Below are 18031 nucleotides of genomic sequence, written 5' to 3'. Positions count from 1 at the left end.
GAAGTGGTATGAATGATGATTTGCATAGAATTTTAATAAAAGGCGGGATTACTTCTCCAGGAGAATTAAAAGATAGTATTACTATGTTAGAAGCTGCTGGGTTAAAAGAAGTGTATTTTGGTTCTCGCCAAGATTTACTTTTTCCGCTTAAAGATGTGAGTGAAAAACAATTAGAAAGTTTGTCACAGTTTAATACGGATATAGAATCTAAAAGAAGCTATCAAAATATAGTATGTTCCTACGTTTCTGCCGATATTTTTAATATGACGCATTGGCTAAAAGGTTCTACCTATCTCTATATTTTAGAAGGTTTTAATTACCAACCACTTCTTAAAATTAATATTACAGACCCAAAGCAAAGACTGGTGCCAATTTTTAGTGGAAACCTAAACTTTATAGCATCAGAAAATGAAGATTATTGGTATTTATATATAAAATTGCCAGAATGGGAAGAGGGTGCCTATTATCCTGTATTAGTTTATAGCTGGGATATTACTAAAATATCTAGTGCTATAGAGGAGATTTATGAGGAGGTAGCATCTATAGACGATATCTTTTTTCTGCTAAATAAAAAGCTAGATACCAATAATAAGATTATGGAAAAAGAACTACAAATTCCATATTTAACTTTTCCGTATTATGAAGGTATGAACCGTATGGGGTTAGATGAGTATTGGCTAGGTTTATACTGGCGAAACAACAAATATGATTTAGACTTTTTAAAGCATTTTTGTGATTTTTGCTTGGATAATAGTATTGGGAAAATATGTATTACCCCTTGGAAATCTTTTATCGTAAAAGGAATAAAAGTAGAAGCTAGACCATTATTAGAACGTTTTTTAGGACAATGGGGAATTAATATTCGTCATTCCCAATTAGAAATGAATTGGCATTTACCTGTAGACGATAAAGAAGCCTTAGAGCTTAAAAAATTCTTAGTTCGTAGTTTTGACCAAAATGATATTAGTACGTACGGGCTTACCTTTGGTATTAGTAATACTCCTGGTAAAAGAACGCATTTTGCATCGGTGTTAATAGAAAAAAACACACCGCCAACTATTGTAAAAGACTATGAGGTAAGGCCAACGTATAATGTGCTACATTTTAAAAACTTTGACCCTAATACACAAGTGTATCAAATGTATGCCCAAGATGTAGATAAAATAGAATTACCTGGCTTGTTAATGGAGCTTAGTAAAAAATATTTTGGACAATTAGGAAGTATATCGGTACCAACTAAAAAGAAAGTTAAGGCTAACCCAGAAGAACCATCTGAAGTTTACCAATGTAATTCTTGCTTTACTATTTATGATCCTTTTTATGGAGATTTTAAAAGAAATGTAAAAGCAGGTACTTCTTTTGAAGCGTTACCAGAGAATTATTCTTGTCCTGTTTGTGAAGCTCCAAAAAGTAGTTTTAAAAAAACACATTTAGTTTTAGGAACTAAGTAGAGGGGTTACCGTAATAAATTAGGTTGGTCATAAAATCTAGTTCTTTAGCAGCTTTTTCGGCAAAAGTAAATAAGCTTATAGCACGGTCTAAATTTTGGTTCTTGTAACTAACTTTGTAGTACTTATTTCCGTTCAAATAATCGGTTAAGGCTCTTAGACCATGTATAAAAGGCATAAATACAGAGCCTAGTGGCAATGTTTTTACTTCAACTTCAGTTAAAAACCTGGAGCTTGTATTTAGTCCATTTATAAATGCAATACATAATTCTTTATTAAACGTTATTTTATCTAAATCTTTTTCGTCTTCTGGGGCAGTATTTACAATGGTGCGTAACGCATCTCCAAAATCATAAAAGAAATGTCCTTTCATGATAGTATCTAGATCAATAAGACAAAGGGCCTTATTATCTATTTTGGAAAATAAAATATTATTTAGCTTGGTGTCATTATGGCAAACTCTAATAGGGATTTTTATATTCTCTAGAGGGTTTAGAATTGGGAAAAGAGTATTGGTAAAAGCAATTGCTTTTTTTGCAATTGTTTTTTGTTCTACAGAGGTAGTTTTTAGAGCTTTTAAAAATTGCTTTTTTCGTACTTCTAAATTGTGAAAATTTGGAATAATGTCTTTATACTTTGTAGTATCTTCTTTTTCTAGTAGAGAATGAAATATGCTAATAATTTTACCAGCTTCAAAAGCAATATTGGGATTAGTAGTAGTGTTGTAAACAACACTACTATTTAAATACGTAAGTACTCGCCAATCTCCATCTAGAGTAGAAACGTATTTTTTGTTTTCTTTTGATTTTAAAAACTCAATTTTAGCATACCTATCTTGCTGCAAAACATTTAAAGCATTTGTTATGTTTTGCATTATAGCAGCTGTGTCTGGAAAAACATCAGAATTTACTCGTTGTAAAATATATGTAGGGTAATTATTGGTATCAGAGACTAAAAAAGTAGTATTAATTAATCCGTTTGTAATAGGAGAAAAATGATACTTTTTAGCATCGTCTATAAAGTTAGATAGTATGTTTTGTAATGCAGTATTAGAATACGTTTGCATAATTTAATCTTGCCACATAGGAACAGGGTATTGTTCATTATCTGTCCTTTCTTTTAAAGCTTTTACCACTTCTTCACGATCTGCAGCATAGGTAATACCAAACCACTGTTCATTAGAAGGGATCGTCTTAATAGTATCCTCGCCAGACTCCACTATTTTTTTAATAATTAAAGGTAGGTATAATTCACTGGTTTTTACTAATCTATCGTCTTCTAAAAAGGTAATGAATTCTTCTTCAATAGTTTGGAAAATTTCTGGTTGGCATACCCAAAAATTTAAACTAACTAATTCTTCTCCATTAAAATTTTCTCCGGTGGTAATATCGGTAATTACATTGGCTTTCTTTTCAATTTTTAAATGCTCTTCTATGGCAATTAAATTATTATCACCATCTATTTTACAAATTCCTCTAGAAACAGAACCGTTGGTAGATAAGGTGTCTTTTAAGGTATAGCCAACCAAGCCATAGTTATTTTCGCTATCCGGATTATTTAAGAATTTTGCAGCATTAATAAAAGCTTCTTTACCGTAATAATCATCCGCATTTATTACCACAAAAGCCTCTTCAATTACATTACGAGCAGACCATACGGCATGGGCAGTACCCCAAGGTTTTTCTCTATCTTCCATAAATGTAACACCATAAGGAATATCAGAAGTTTCTTGTGCAATTACATCTAACTCTATATCTTCAGGAATACGTTCGTCTAAGTGGTTGTGTGTAAAGTCTACTTTATCTTTTTGGGTAATAACCACAATTTGCGTAAAGCCGGCTTCTATAGCATCAAAAATACTATACTCCATTAAGAGCTCACCATTAGGCCCTAAATCATCAAACTGTTTTAATTTTCCATATCGGCTTCCGCGTCCGGCAGCCATTAATAATAATGTCATAATTTAAAAATGTTAAAAAGTAGTATTTATACTACTATAAAGATATTTTAAAATTTGGTTAGCATTAGAATTTAACGTTAAATCTAATATTTTGTTTTGTGTAAATAAAAGAAAATCATCAAAAAAAATATTTAAAAAAATAAAGGAATATAAATAGCTGTAATAATGGTCTATTTACATGATAATTATCATATTTTTTAGAACTATACATGTCTATGTTTGTACTGTAAATAACAGGTATGTGCAGTTTAATAAAAAAATATAATGTTTCGGGTCCTAGGTATACTAGTTACCCTACGGTTCCTTACTGGAATATGGATACATTTTCTGGAAAAAAATGGGAAACTACCCTTGTAAAAAGTTTTAAAGAAAGTAATTCTAAAGAAGGAATTAGCTTATATATACACTTACCTTTTTGTGAGAGTATGTGTACCTTTTGCGGATGCCATAAACGCATAACAAAAAAACACAATGTAGAAGAACCTTATATAGATGCCGTTTTAAAAGAATGGGATTTATACACCCAATTGTTTTCGGAAAAGCCTAAAATAAAAGAATTACACTTAGGTGGCGGTACGCCAACGTTTTTTGCTCCTGAAAACTTAAAAAAACTTATAATAGGAATTTTTAGAAAAGCGGATAAAGCGGATGGATATGAGTTTAGTTTTGAAGGACACCCAAATAATACCACTAGAGAACATTTACAAGCTTTATATGATGTAGGTTTTAGAAGGGTAAGTTATGGAGTACAAGATTATAATGAAACCGTACAAAAAGCAATACATAGAGTACAACCTTTTAAAAATGTAAAAAAGGTCACAGAAATTGCTAGAGAAATAGGGTACACCTCTGTAGGACATGATATTATTTTTGGTTTACCGCACCAAACTTTAGACCACGTTAAGGAAACTATTTTAAAAACTAAAGAGTTGCGACCGGACCGTTTAGCATTTTACAGTTACGCACATGTGCCATGGTTAAAAGGTAATGGACAAAGAGGATATAAGGATACAGATTTACCATCTGCAGAGGAAAAAAGAGCGCAGTATGAAGAGGGTAAAAAATTATTAGCACAAGTAGGATATACAGAAATAGGAATGGACCATTTTGCACTTTCTAATGATAGTTTATATACCTCCATGAAATCAGGGAAATTGCATCGTAATTTTATGGGGTACACGGCATCTAAAACCCAACTTATGGTTGGTTTAGGGGCATCTAGTATTAGCGATAGTTGGTATAGTTTTGCGCAAAATGTAAAAAGTATAGAGGAGTATAAGCACTTGGTAAACAATAATATAATTCCAATTTATAGAGGACATATCTTAACCAAAGAAGACCAAGTAATAAGAAAGCATATTTTAAACCTTATGTGTACTTACCAAACTTCTTGGGCCTATGAAACAATGAGTTTTAATGATGTAGATACCGTTTTAGAAAACCTAAAGGAAATGCACTTAGATAATTTAGTGATTATTTCTGACAACAAATTGGAAGTAACCAAAAAAGGAAAGCCTTTTATTAGAAATATATGCATGGCTTTTGATGTGCATTTGTATAGAAAAGCACCAGAAACAAAATTATTTTCAATGACAATTTAAACCCTACCACTATGAAAAAAATAATAGTTCTTATAGATTTTTCAGAACAGTCAGAAAATGCACTAAAAGTGGCTGTTTCTATCGCAAAAAAGCACGATTCAGAAATTTTAGCATTGCATATGTTAGAACTTAACTCTGCTTTAATTTCATCGGAGGCAGGAATGCATCCAGAACAAACGGTGTTCTTTTTAAAACTTGCGGAAAAACGTTTCAAAGATTTTTTAAATAAAGACTATGTAGCAGATAGTACAATAACGCCAATAATTAAGCATTTTAAAGTTTTTTCTGAAGTTAATGAGGTAGCCAAAAAGCACAATGCAGATATGATTATTATGGGCTCTCATGGTACTGATGGGTTAAAAGAAATATTCATAGGTTCTAATGCAGAAAAAGTGGTTAGAAATGCTGAAATTCCTGTTTTGGTAATTAAAAAAGAGCACGTAAACTTTAAGATAGATCGTTTTGTTTTTGCTTCAGATTTTGAATTAGATAAACTACCTGCATTTAAAAAGGCAAAAGATTTTGCAGCTATGTTACGTGCAAAATTAGACTTGGTATATATAAATGTCCCTGGAGATAATTTTTTAAGTACTTCAGATGCTTATGAGAAAATTAATCTTTTTTTGCAAGAAGGAAATATAGGAGCTGAGGTTACTATATATAACGATTATAGTGTAGAAGAAGGGATTTTAAATTATAGTGAAGCTAGTAGTGCAGATATTATAGGGATTCCTACACATGGTCGTAAAGGTCTGTCTCATTTTTTTATGGGCAGTATAGGAGAAGATATTGTAAACCATGCAGATATGCCTGTAGTAACTTTTAAAATGTAAGGACTAATTTTATATACATTTAGTTGATGTGAAGGGGGAGGTTGTAGTTGGCCTTCCCCTTTTTTATGTAAAATTTAAAATAATAGGATTATGTACAAAATAAATAATAGTATAAGAGAAGCAAAGTTTAACGGTTTACAAATAAGTAAACTAGCAAAAACCGATACTTTAGAGATTCTTAGCATAAGTATGGAAAAATTGGCCGTTTTTCCAAAACACAGCTCTCCTACAGATGCTCAATTAGTAGTTTTAGAAGGAGATATTTCCTTTCATATAAATAATGAAATTTATAGTCTAAAGAAAGAGCAAAGTTTTAGTTTCCCAAAGGATATAGAACATTGGGTGGAGGCTAATGATAACTCAAAATTTTTAATAATAAGATAACTCACAGGTATTTTAGAGGTCTTCTAATATAATGGATAACTCATTGAATTTAGTCTCCTGTTTAGTTAGCTCTTTTAGAAAATTAATATCTTCACTAAAGAGAGATTTATAATAGTTTATACCTTCTAATAAGTTATTTCTAAATGTAATTAAATATTTAATTTGCTTAGGAGTACTTAGGGTGTTAGTCTCCTTAATTTTTTCTTTAAAAAAGGAAAGGTAAATACCTAGTTCTTTAATAAACATATGAGGGCGGTCCTTTCTGCTAATTACATTTTTACGCCCATAAATATGGTCGGTAATTTCATTAAGGTTCATGGTTTTAGAAAAATAGGCCATGTTAGGGCCAGGGCATATAGATACCCCATCTCCTTCGGTCTTTGTACTTAAACCATATGTTAGTAAAGCAGAGGTTCCTAAACCAACACATGTACAAGATTTTTCTATAATTCTTGCGTATTTTTTTTCGTAGGCTTCTTTAGATAATTCCTCTTTTTCTAAGGCTTTTATTTTTAAATGTTGGTATTGTCTAGATGCCGTACACAAACCAGATTCTTTAAAGTCTTTGTTTAGAGAAACAAACTTTTTAGGGCAAGAACTTCCTGGTCTTCCTTTACGTATGTTGGTAGCTTTTTCTACATCTTTTGTGTTGCCTTTTAGGCTGTGAAAAGGAATTCCTAAAGGCGAAATATTACTTAAGTATAAATCATTTTCTTTAGCAGTAGTAAGTTTGTCTACCGTAGCTTTATCTACTGTTGTAGCTTCTGGAACTAATAAAAAAGGAGAACCCCAACCAACCGAATCTACTTGGTAGTGGTTTAAAATAAAATTATGCTCTTCCGCAGTGCCAACACCACCTTGTGCAGTTAGCTTAATAGGAAGTATGTTTTGTGGTATAGCTTTGTTTTTTCTTTCTAAAGCAGGAATTAAAATAGCATAAATATTTGCAGCTAAATCTTCTTTCTCTTTTTTAAATTGCTCTAATATAGGCCCCATTAAATACCCATCTGTAGCAAATGCATGTCCGCCACAGTTTAAACCAGATTCTATACGGTATTCCGACACCCAGAGCCCCTTTTTAGATAAAAATTTACCTTGTATTAAGGCAGACCTATAGTCACTTACTTTAAGAACAATTTTCTTTTTAATGTATCCGTTTTTGTCAGGAAAAAAATCATCAAATTGTTCTATATAACTATACAATCTAGGATTCATCCCTGCCGATAAAATAAGAGAAGAATTAACGTTACTATTAGCATACCCTCTAAGTGCGGCATGTGCATCGTTATATTCTGTTGGGAGTTGTTTGTTTTTTATATAATTGTCTTTATCTACTTTGGTCATAATATTAACATCAATACTACCCATAGTAAGATTTTCTTTTAACCAATTTTTAATTTCCTCTAGATTGAAATTGGTTTTAGTTCGTTTATTAAATTCTTTTTTTAAGTAGGAAGTGTCTGGTAAAATAGAAAAGTATTTTTTTATTTCGGAGCTAGATTCTTGGGTCGCCACCTTTAGTGCTTGGAACTTTTCTTCGGCTAAATTTTGAATAAGATTTAAGTATGATGTTATTCTTAAAGCCCTAAAATCTTCTGTTTTATCTGTAATTTCTGCATAGGGTAAGTTAGAAATCTCGCAATACATTTTGCGTAGTTTTTCTAATAAAATATCATCTACTAAAGAGATAACAGAATCTATTCCTAAGTGAGAAACCTTTAAAGGAGAATCTATAGTAAACCCAATTCCCATTACAGGAATATGAAAAGAATGTGTATTTGCCATGAATATTTTTGTTTTGCAGTTTTATGAAAATAACCAACTGCAAATTTTCTACTATTCTGGCTCTTAGAATATGATATATGTCAGTTCTTTGACGAGTTTAATTACCTTAATTTTTTCTACTCTCAAACATTTTCATGAACAACATGGTAGACATTTTTTGCGCTCTATTTTTTGCAATCCAGGCGGTTTCTCCATCAAACAAAGCATCTATAGTAGCGTACCAGGTATTTAACCACAAACCAAAATGTTCAGAAGTAATAGTACTATTAGTTTTAGCATCTACCTCTTGGTGCGCTGTAACAGGATTTCCATGGTATTTACGTTTTAGAAAGAGTTGGGTTTCCCAAAAATCGGTTAATAGATTTAAATGCGTATCCCAATCTGTAATTATGGTGTTAAAAATTGGCCCCAAAATCTCATGTACTCTTATTTTATCATAAAAAGTATGTACAAGCAATTTTACATCGTTTCTATCTTGAATATCTTTCTTTTTGGACATATTCTATCTATTAAAATGGGAAGATAGTTAATTATGGCATTCCATTTTTGCAGAAACAATTTCGGTAACTGGTTTTGGAGAAATATACGGTATGCCCAAACCTAGTCCTCTTAAAATAAATAGAACTCCTATTATAATTACAAAAGTTGGAATTAATTTTTGCACCTTTTGCTTAGTAACGCCTTTTAATAAATTACTAAAATAAATAGTAGTAGTCATTAAAGGAATAGTGCCTATACCAAAAAGTACCATGTATAAAGAGCCCTCCCAAATGCTAGCCATAGCAATTGCGCCAAATAATGCCATATATACCAATCCGCAAGGGAGAAAACCATTTAAAAAACCTATGGTTAAAAAAGTATCTGGAGTCTTCTTTTGTAATTCTTTTCCTAGTTGCGATTTAACCTTGCTTATTACTTTGTAAATGGGGGTAGAAAAATTGTATTTATGAAACGTTTTATAGGGAATAAGAATTACCAATATCATTACTACACCAATAATAATGGAGAGTTTTTGTTGTAAACCAAATACTTGTAAGCTCTTGCCTAAAAGTCCAAATAAAAGCCCCATAATGCTATAGGCTAATAACCTTCCAAAGTGGTAAATAAAAATTTGTGTAAATTTTTTAAGATTACTTTCTCTATCTACCGGGAGCATAAATGCAATGGGACCACACATGCCTACGCAGTGCAAACTTCCCATAAGTCCCAATAATAAGGCAGATAGTATCATTTTTTTACTTTATATAAGTAATGCTTTTTTTATGTAAGTAGTCTTTTTCGTTATAATTCCAGAATATTTTAATATCCCAGCGACCATCTAACAAGCGTTTGTCAGGTATGAGCAAATGTGAATTGGACAGACGTAATGGTAAGTCAAAATCCAAGTGCTTATTAGATGGTCTGTAAAAGGATATGTTACCTGTAATATTTTCTTCTTCAATATTTTTTGGAAATTTAATAGATAAACCTTCGGATGTTTTTACAAATTCTATTTTTATACTTTTTCCATTAATGGTAGCATCTATTTCGTTTTGATAGCCTAGTTCTGCTTTATAATATTCTTCAATTACTAAATCATGATTAGCTTTATGATCGGTACTCATTTTAAAAACAAAAAAGAGAATAAAGCCTATAAAGCCTATAAATGCGATAACAATTCCGGTTCCCCAATTAATTTTCATACTTTTTCTTTTTATTATTTGCTATTTATAACTTCTAGGTCCTAAAAAACGAGCCGTTGTAGTTTCAATGAGTTTATCTTTACTAAATATTCCTATTTTTAGTTTGTCTTTATCGCCATTCAAGGCTGCATTATTTATTTCTATAAATAAAGTTCCTTCTGCTAATTCTTGTGCAGGCACCGTAAAATTGTCATGGCGAACTAGCTCTATAGTACCTTTATGAGATAAGAGTTTAAAGCTTATATCATCAATATTTTTAGAAGTTTTGTTTACTAGTTTGTAGGTGTACACATTACTAATAATATTTCCTTCTTTATGTTCGTATAATTGGCCAGGTAATCGTAAAATATTTGCTTCTACTTCATTTCTTAAAAAAAGCATCCCGGCAAGAATTCCAATTAAAATAAAAAGTACAGCAGAGTATCCTTTTAACCTTGGTGTAAACTTAAATTTTGCTTTTTTCTCTATATTATCTTCACTTGCATAGCGTATTAATCCTTTTGGAAGATTTACTTTTTCCATAATAGTATCGCACTCATCTATACAAGCAGTACAGTTTACACATTCTAGTTGTGTTCCGTTTCTAATATCTATACCCGTTGGGCAAACATTTACACATTGAAAACAGTCTATACAATCGCCATTACCAAGTGCAGAACGGTCTTCGTTTTTCCTAAACTTTTTTCTGCCGTTTTCGCCTTCTCCTCTTTTATGGTCATATGCAACTACAATAGATTTATTGTCTAAAAGTACGCCTTGCATTCTGCCGTATGGGCATGCAATAATGCAAACTTGCTCTCTAAACCACGCAAAAATAAAGTAGAAAACTCCTGTAAATATTAACAAAGAAACAAGGGTGCTTATGTGGTTTAAAGGGTTGTCTGTTACATATTGTATTAGGCGGTCACTACCAATTAAATAGGCAAGAAAAACGTTAGCAATAAGAAAGGAAATGATGAAAAATATAAACCATTTTAGAACTCGTTTTCTTATTTTTTCTGCATTCCAAGGCTGTCTTTCTAGTTTTATTTGTGCACCCCGGTCACCATCAATCCAAAACTCTATTCTTCTAAAAACCATTTCTAAAAAAATAGTTTGTGGGCACATCCATCCACAAAAAATACGACCAAAAGCAACAGTAAAAAGTGCAATAAAAATTACACCAATAATCATTGAGATTACAAACAAATGAAAATCCTGAGGCCAAAAAGGAAATCCGAATATATTAAAACGTCTTTCTAAGACATTAAATAGTAAAAACTGATTTCCGTTTATTTTAATAAAAGGAGAAGCAACTAAAAATAATAGAAGACCATAGCTTACCCATTTGCGATAATCATAGAATTTACCACTTGGTTTTTTAGGAAAAATCCAAGCACGTTTACCCTCTTCATTGATGGTGCCAATTGTGTCTCTAAAATTTTCGTTTTTCGCCATTACAAACCTTTCTTTATGTTAAGAATTAGAATTGTTTGGTAGTTATTCTTGCGTTGTGTCTGGGGCCTCCCAAACGTCCCCTTCGGGAGCTTTAGGATTAGCAGGTTCTTTACCATTAATTTCTACTAAAACGTAACTTGCTACTTGTGCAATTTCTGCAGGTTTTAAGTTTTGTTTCCATGCAACCATTCCTTTGCCGTCTCGTCCACCTTCAGAAATGGTATTAAATACATTTTTAATACCGCCGCCAAGAATCCAGTTTTTATCGGTTAAGTTAGGTCCAATACCCCCACCACCATCGGCCATGTGGCAAGCAACACAGTTTGCGGTAAAAATGGCTTGACCGGCCTTAATATCAGAAGCCTCTGTTAATAGCTCTACCGTGCTAGCATCTACTAAATCTTTAGCTGTTTTTTTATATTCCTCTATTGCTATTTGTGCTGCGGCAACTTCTTGCTCATATTCTAAATCTTGATCATAATCATTAAAAACATGAAAGCGAAGTAAGTAAACTACAGCAAAGATTATAGTGCCGTAGAACATATAAACCCACCAAGGCGGTAAAGTGTTGTCTAACTCTCTAATGCCATCATAATTATGGTCTAGAACAATTTCTCCTTCTTTTTCTATTGGTTTGTTGCCAGTAAGTTTCTTGTATATTTTAGAACCATAAGCCCATTCTTGTTGTTGGTTTTTGGATTCTATATATCTTTTTTTTGCCTCTTCAGAAAGGGTTTGGTAGAGTACATTTTCTATTGCTTTTATTATTATTTCTATTGCAATTAAAAGAAGTAATACTAATAGTAAAAAAACTAAGCTAACAGGGTACTCTATAAATGCAGGTTTATCTACAGAATCTATGTAATATTCCATTATTCCAAAAACAAGGAAGAAAATTACAGGAACTCTTATCCACCAAGGTGCTATATTTTTCATAGTATTTATTCTTTAGATTGGTTATGGTTATCGTTTTCTAATGGAATATTACTTACTTCTTCTATATGTTCTTTTGATGCGGTTATTACCCATAAAAAAAGAACAACAAAAAATAAGAAGAAGATTAGTAAGGATAGCATTGGGTATGTTGCAACACCATCTATAGTTTCCATATATCCTTTTACAAATTTGAACATAGCTTATTTATTTTCTGAGATTAGTTCTCCTGTTTCTTTAACTTTAATATCGGTTCCTAAACGTTGTAGATAAGCAATAAGGGAAACTATTTCTCTATCTCGCATTTCTACAAAATCTTCTCCGTTTTCAGCAGCATATTTTTTATCTTCTTCATAGTTTTTAGCAAAATCTGGATCTGCATAAAGGTTTTTTTCAATCTTTTCTGCTTGTTTTGCCATTATAGCATTTGCATTAGCAATATCTTCTTCGGAATATGGTACTCCTAAACTTACCATAGCTTTCATTTTTGCTTGCACGTCGCTACGGTCATGTTTGTCTCTTACCAACCATTGGTAAGCTGGCATAATAGAACCAGAGGAGGTACTTTGCGGATCGTACATATGGTTTAAATGCCAGTTGTCTGAGTATTTACCACCTACACGTAATAAATCTGGCCCCGTACGTTTACTACCCCATAAGAATGGATGGTCATATACAAACTCTCCTGCTTTTGCATATTCGCCATAGCGTTCTACTTCACTTCTAAATGGTCTAACCATTTGCGAATGGCAACCAACGCAACCTTCTCTTATATATAAATCTCTACCTTCTAATTCTAGTGGTGTATAAGGTTTTACACTGGTAATTGTTGGTATGTTAGATTTTACCATTATAGTAGGTATAATTTGAATAATACCACCAATTAAGATAGCAACGGTTGCCAAAATGGTTAATTGTATTGGTTTTCGTTCTAACCAAGTATGAAAAGTTTCGCCAGCAGTTCTCTTTTTAGAAACTCTAGTAAGCGGAGCAGCCTCTGCTAATTCGTCTTCTACTTTTACACCAGATTTTATAGTTAGTACAATGTTGTATACCATTACTAATGCTCCAATGATATACATGCTTCCGCCAATAGCACGCATCCAATACATAGGAATAATCTCGGTTATAGTTTCTAAGAAGTTACCGTAAACTAAAGTTCCGTCTGGGTTAAATTCTTTCCACATTAGTGCCTGTAGGAAACCAGCAACATACATTGGCAGAGCATAAAGGATGATTCCTAAAGTTCCTATCCAAAAATGGAAGTTAGCTAGTCCATTAGAATATAATTTTGTTTTAAACATTTTTGGCGCTAACCAGTAAATCATCCCAAAAGTCATAAAGCCATTCCATGCTAATGCACCTACATGTACGTGAGCGATAATCCAATCGCTAAAATGGGCAATGGCATTTACATTTTTTAAAGAAAGCATAGGGCCTTCAAATGTTGCCATACCATAACCGGTAATAGCTACGACCATAAATTTTAAGGTTGGGTCTGTTCTTACTTTATCCCAGGCACCTCTTAGGGTTAATAAGCCATTTATCATACCACCCCAAGAAGGAGCAATAAGCATAATAGAAAATGCAACTCCTAAATTTTGAGCCCAATCTGGTAAGGAAGAATATAATAAGTGGTGCGGTCCTGCCCAGATATAAATAAAAATTAAAGACCAAAAGTGAACAATAGAAAGTTTATACGAATAAACGGGTCTGTTTGCTGCTTTTGGAACAAAATAATACATAAGCCCTAAGAATGGCGTAGTTAAGAAAAATGCTACGGCATTATGACCATACCACCATTGTACTAAGGCATCTTGTACTCCTGCATAAACCGAGTAACTTTTTAAAGCACTTACAGGAAGTTCTAAGCTATTAAATATATGAAGTACAGCTACGGTTACAAATGTGCCCGCATAAAACCAAATGGCAACATATAAATGACGTTGTCTTCTTTTTATCATGGTACCAATTAGGTTTACCCCAAAAGCTACCCAAACTAAAGCTATAGCAATATCTATAGGCCACTCCAGTTCTGCATATTCTTTTGATGTTGTATACCCTAATGGTAATGTAATTGCTGCTGCAACAATAATAAGTTGCCATCCCCAGAAGTTAAATTTACTTAGAAAATCGCTAAACATTCTAGCTTTAAGTAAACGTTGGGTAGAGTAGTAAATTCCTGCAAAAATAGCGTTACCCACAAAGGCAAAAATAACTGCGTTTGTATGTAAAGGACGCAAACGACCAAAACTTAACCATGCTATGCCATCTGTTACATTTGGGAACAAAAACATAAAGGCTAATAAAAGTCCTACCGACATTCCTATAATACCCCAAAACATAGTGGCGTAAAGGAAATTTTTTACGATTTTGTTATCGTAATAAAACTGTTGTACTTCCATAATTAATTCCTCTTTTTATTTAGTTGGATTTATTTTTAGAATCTTTTTTTGGTGTAGTTTTTACTACTAGCTCATCTTCAAAAAGCATACGTACAGATGGGGTATAGGAATCCTCATACTGTCCATTTTTAACGGATAGAATAAATGCTGCAAAAAAAAGAATAGCAACAATAATACTAATGGTTAATAACACATATATAACACTCATACCTACCTGAATTATACGGTAAAATTACACCTGCTATACTACCTATTATATGACTTTTGTCAGGTTTTGAATTTATTTTTAGATGCTCCTTTTTTAATATAATTTTTTGCCTAAAAAATTAGTGGCAACTGTAGTAAAAGCAACTACGCTTATAGAACTTAATGGCATTAATATAGCTGCTATTACTGGCTCTAGTTGCCCCGTAATGGCAAAGTATAATCCAATAACATTGTACAATAAAGAGAGCAGAAAACTCCATTTAATAATTTTTATCGCTTTTTTAGAGGCTAAGATATAAGTGTATAATTCCTGAAATTTTGTAGCATCTAAAATACCATCGCATGCAGGAGAAAATACATTTACATTTTCTGAAATTGCAATACCAACATTACTCTGTGCTAAAGCTCCAGCGTCATTTAAACCATCGCCAACCATCATTACCGTTTTTCCTTGGTCTTGAAGAGATTTTATGAACGCTAATTTATCTTCTGGTTTTTGATTAAAATATAGCGGAGTAAGTTTTGGAAGTAATTTTTCTAGTCTAGATTTTTCTCCAGAATTATCTCCAGAAAGTATGGCTAATTTTAAGGTTTTAGACATTCTAGAAAACAAATTAGAAACCCCTTTTCGATATTCATTTTTAAAAATAAATCGGCCTTTGTATTTATCATTACTACTTATGTGTACCGATGTGTTTTTAGCATCTTTAGTGCTAGTATTTTTTACAAAACTTGCGGAGCCAATTTTAATCGTAGCATTTTCTTTAGTACCTATTATTCCTTTTCCTAAATGTTCTTCATATTCGTCTAGTGTTACAATATTTTGTTCTTTTAGCATGCCATATAATGACCTACTTAAAGGGTGGTTAGAAGAGCGGAGTGTATTTTTTAATAAAGCTTTTTCTTCCTGGGTGAGGGAATAACCTTCATAAGTAGCAGTGCTTTTTTTGGCTGTGGTAATAGTACCTGTTTTATCAAAAATAGCAGTGTCTATTTTAGCTAATTGTTCTATAGTATAGGTATCTTTAAGATAGAATTTATTTTTACCAAAAATGCGTAGCATATTTCCTAAAGTAAAAGGAGAAGCTAATGCAATAGCACATGGGCAGGCAATTATAAGTACAGCTGTAAAAACATTTAACGCCATACTTGGATTATACAACAACCAAAATAAGGTAGATAAAAAAGCAATACTTAAGACTCCAATTGTAAAACGTTTTCCAATACTATCTGTAATAGATTGGAACCTGCTTATTTTGTTGGTTTCAAAAATAGAATTACTCCATAGTTGTGTAAGATAACTTTGAGAAACTGTTTTTAAAGCTTCCATTTCTATGGCACTATGTAGTTGTTTGCCACCAGCAAAAATTTTATCTCCTGAGACTTTTGTTACAGGTTCTGATTCTCCTGTAACAAAACTATAATCTATTTGAGAATATGCACTAAGTAAAATGCCATCTACAGGAATTAATTCTTCATTTCTAATAAGAATTTTATCTCCTTTTTTTATGTCATAAATTTGAGTGGTTTCTTCTTTTTTGTTGGGTAGAATACGTGTTACAGCAATAGGAAAATAAGATTTATAATCTCTTTCAAAAGATAAAAAGGAATAGGTTTTTTGTTGAAAAAATTTTCCTAAGAGTAGAAAGAAAACTAGCCCAGTAAGGCTATCAAAAAAACCGGGTCCCCATTGTAGAATAATCTCTGTTGTACTCCTTAAAAACAAAACTAGAATTCCAAGTGCAATAGGAACATCAATATTTAAAAGTTTAGAACGTAATCCTTTATAGGCCGATATAAAATAATCTTGCGCAGCATAAAAAACTACTGGTAGCGAAAAGGCAAACATAATCCACCTAAAAATATCTTGGTATTTATTTAGCCAAAACTCGCCGCCGTTATGAGCACTAGAAGCTAAATCAAAATATTCGGGGAAAGATAAAAACATAACATTGCCAAAAGCAAAACCTGCAATTCCTAGTTTATAAAGAAGTGTATTGTTCGTACTTTTTTTAGGGTTATTATAATCTTCTAAAGAAATGGTAGGTTCATACCCAATATGCGATAATAATAAAACTACTTCTTTTAAAGTAATAGACTCCGGGTTATAGGTGATACGGACTGTTTTTTTAGGAAAATCTACCTGAGAATTGCTAATGTGTTGGTTTAATTTATTCAGGTTTTCTAATACCCAAATACAAGAACTACAATGTATATGCGGAATGTATAGGTTTATTATTTGTATGTTACTATCCTTAAATTCTAATAGTTTCTCTGTAATTTCAGTCGCGTCTAGAAAATCATATTTGCCTTCTATAATATTAGGCGTAGCTCCTGCATAAGTTTCTATATCATAATAATAAGATAAATTATTGCTAGAGAATATTTCATAGACAGTTTTACACCCATTACAGCAGAATTTTTTTTCATCAAAATCTACTATAGTGCTTGTACAATCGTCGCCACAATGGTAACATTTTTCCATTTCATTTAAACATTTGCTAATACCTGATACAAAGGTTGTTATAAGGGCAAAAAGAAAACATGATATTTGTCAGGTTTTGTTTACCTTGTTAGGTGTAATTTTGTAGTGTCAGGTAAAAAAAGCAGTACTTATGGAAACAAGATGTGAAAATTGTATAGTCCGAAAATTTAATTCCTTAAGAGCAATGAATAAGGAAGAGTTAAAACAAGTTTCTGATGCTAAAATTTCTAAGAAATTTAAAAAAGGAGAAGCACTTTTTGAAGAGGGAGAGAAGTTAAATGGAGTATATTGTGTTAGAGATGGTGTTTCTAAACTTTCTAAACTAAGTGCAAACGGTAAAGACCAAATTGTAAAACTAGCAACTACAGGAGAAGTAATGGGGCAACGTGCAGTAATTGTAGAAGAACCTACTAATTTAAGTGCTGTAGCGGTAAATGATGTTGAAGTATGTTTTGTACCTAAAGAGATTATTGTAGATAGTATGCATAAAAACCCTGATTTTACTTTAGAGGTTTTACGGCATATGGCACATGATTTAAAAGAGGCAGACGATGTTATTGTAAACATGTCTCAGAAGACTGTAAAACAGCGTGTAGCAGAAGCTTTATTATATTTAAAAAATAATTACGGAGTAGATGAGGAAGGATATTTAAGCCTTACTTTATCTAGAGAAGATATAGCTAATGTGGTTGGTACTGCTACAGAGTCTTGTATTCGTATTATATCAGAATTTAAGAAAAAAGGGTATATTAAAACTTCCGGAAAACGTATTATTATTGCCAATGAAAAAGAACTACAAGATTTGGTAAACGGATTCTAAAATTAATTTTTTTTCATAAATACCAAAACTGACATTTGTCATAGTTTTAAA

17 protein-coding genes are annotated in these 18031 nt (G+C 32.1%); 5 read left to right on the top strand and 12 right to left on the bottom strand.

The genetic code is table 11. The features are described 5' to 3' along the window. Positions 1-8 precede the first annotated feature (8 nt). Positions 9-1451: a rubredoxin gene (locus tag Q0820_RS01430; protein ID WP_298484421.1), complete on the top strand. Its 1443-nt coding sequence runs from the start codon at positions 9-11 to the stop codon at positions 1449-1451. Here Q0820_RS01430 and Q0820_RS01425 read toward each other — a convergent pair. Further along, the gene (locus tag Q0820_RS01425; protein WP_298484420.1) at positions 1444-2514 is read right to left on the bottom strand and encodes an aminoglycoside phosphotransferase family protein; all 1071 of its coding nucleotides are present in this window, start codon (positions 2512-2514) and stop codon (positions 1444-1446) included. The genes Q0820_RS01430 and Q0820_RS01425 overlap by 8 nt on opposite strands. Before the next feature lie 3 nt (positions 2515-2517). Next, positions 2518-3408 (bottom strand): sugar phosphate nucleotidyltransferase, encoded by an 891-nt coding sequence (locus tag Q0820_RS01420; protein WP_298484419.1) that lies wholly within the window; start codon positions 3406-3408, stop codon positions 2518-2520. 239 nt (positions 3409-3647) lie between these two features. On the opposite strand from Q0820_RS01420, the gene hemN reads away from it, so the two are divergent. The 3 genes from hemN to Q0820_RS01405 all read left to right on the top strand — a co-directional run bounded on the left by hemN (position 3648) and on the right by Q0820_RS01405 (position 6226). Continuing rightward, entirely contained in the window at positions 3648-5009 is a 1362-nt protein-coding gene (gene hemN / locus Q0820_RS01415; RefSeq protein ID WP_298484418.1) for an oxygen-independent coproporphyrinogen III oxidase, read from the top strand. 11 nt (positions 5010-5020) lie between these two features. Beyond that, positions 5021-5842, top strand: a complete 822-nt coding sequence (locus Q0820_RS01410; protein WP_298484417.1) for a universal stress protein — start codon at positions 5021-5023, stop codon at positions 5840-5842. 90 nt (positions 5843-5932) lie between these two features. After that, on the top strand, positions 5933-6226 hold the full coding sequence (locus Q0820_RS01405) for a cupin domain-containing protein (RefSeq protein WP_298484416.1): 294 nt from the start codon (positions 5933-5935) through the stop codon (positions 6224-6226). Positions 6227-6238: 12 nt separating this feature from the next. Here the strand turns inward: Q0820_RS01405 and Q0820_RS01400 are convergent, their stop codons facing one another. From Q0820_RS01400 to Q0820_RS01355, 10 genes are all read right to left on the bottom strand, one after another. Further along, entirely contained in the window at positions 6239-8011 is a 1773-nt protein-coding gene (locus tag Q0820_RS01400) for a hypothetical protein (protein ID WP_298484415.1), read from the bottom strand. A 106-nt stretch (positions 8012-8117) separates the two neighbouring features. Next, positions 8118-8510 carry a group III truncated hemoglobin gene (locus Q0820_RS01395; RefSeq protein WP_298484414.1) on the bottom strand — a complete coding sequence of 131 codons (393 nt, stop codon included), beginning with the start codon at positions 8508-8510 and terminating at the stop codon, positions 8118-8120. A gap of 27 nt (positions 8511-8537) precedes the next feature. Further along, positions 8538-9242: a sulfite exporter TauE/SafE family protein gene (locus Q0820_RS01390; protein WP_298484413.1), complete on the bottom strand. Its 705-nt coding sequence runs from the start codon at positions 9240-9242 to the stop codon at positions 8538-8540. 4 nt (positions 9243-9246) lie between these two features. Then, positions 9247-9693, bottom strand: a complete 447-nt coding sequence (locus Q0820_RS01385; RefSeq protein WP_298484412.1) for a FixH family protein — start codon at positions 9691-9693, stop codon at positions 9247-9249. Between the two features lie 21 nt (positions 9694-9714). Then, positions 9715-11130, bottom strand: a complete 1416-nt coding sequence (ccoG, locus tag Q0820_RS01380) for a cytochrome c oxidase accessory protein CcoG (RefSeq protein ID WP_298484411.1) — start codon at positions 11128-11130, stop codon at positions 9715-9717. 42 nt (positions 11131-11172) lie between these two features. Beyond that, the gene (locus Q0820_RS01375) at positions 11173-12066 is read right to left on the bottom strand and encodes a cbb3-type cytochrome c oxidase N-terminal domain-containing protein (RefSeq protein ID WP_298484410.1); all 894 of its coding nucleotides are present in this window, start codon (positions 12064-12066) and stop codon (positions 11173-11175) included. Positions 12067-12071: 5 nt separating this feature from the next. Next, positions 12072-12263 (bottom strand): CcoQ/FixQ family Cbb3-type cytochrome c oxidase assembly chaperone, encoded by a 192-nt coding sequence (locus Q0820_RS01370; protein WP_298484409.1) that lies wholly within the window; start codon positions 12261-12263, stop codon positions 12072-12074. Positions 12264-12266: 3 nt separating this feature from the next. Beyond that, positions 12267-14468, bottom strand: a complete 2202-nt coding sequence (gene ccoN / locus Q0820_RS01365; protein ID WP_298484408.1) for a cytochrome-c oxidase, cbb3-type subunit I — start codon at positions 14466-14468, stop codon at positions 12267-12269. A 19-nt stretch (positions 14469-14487) separates the two neighbouring features. Further along, positions 14488-14676, bottom strand: coding sequence for a cbb3-type cytochrome oxidase assembly protein CcoS (ccoS, locus tag Q0820_RS01360; RefSeq protein ID WP_298484407.1), 189 nt, complete (start codon positions 14674-14676; stop codon positions 14488-14490). A gap of 93 nt (positions 14677-14769) precedes the next feature. Continuing rightward, positions 14770-17160 carry a heavy metal translocating P-type ATPase metal-binding domain-containing protein gene (locus tag Q0820_RS01355; RefSeq protein WP_298484406.1) on the bottom strand — a complete coding sequence of 797 codons (2391 nt, stop codon included), beginning with the start codon at positions 17158-17160 and terminating at the stop codon, positions 14770-14772. A 130-nt stretch (positions 17161-17290) separates the two neighbouring features. Here Q0820_RS01355 and Q0820_RS01350 point away from each other — a divergent pair, with 130 nt between their 5' ends. Continuing rightward, positions 17291-17980 carry a Crp/Fnr family transcriptional regulator gene (locus Q0820_RS01350; protein WP_298484405.1) on the top strand — a complete coding sequence of 230 codons (690 nt, stop codon included), beginning with the start codon at positions 17291-17293 and terminating at the stop codon, positions 17978-17980. Positions 17981-18031: the final 51 nt, after the last annotated feature.

The organism is uncultured Maribacter sp., from assembly GCF_947495965.1.
In the GTDB taxonomy this organism is placed as follows: Bacteria; Bacteroidota; Bacteroidia; order Flavobacteriales; family Flavobacteriaceae; genus Maribacter_B.
The sequence above is the reverse complement of the archived record's forward strand: the minus strand, read 5'-3'. Positions and strand labels throughout refer to the sequence as shown.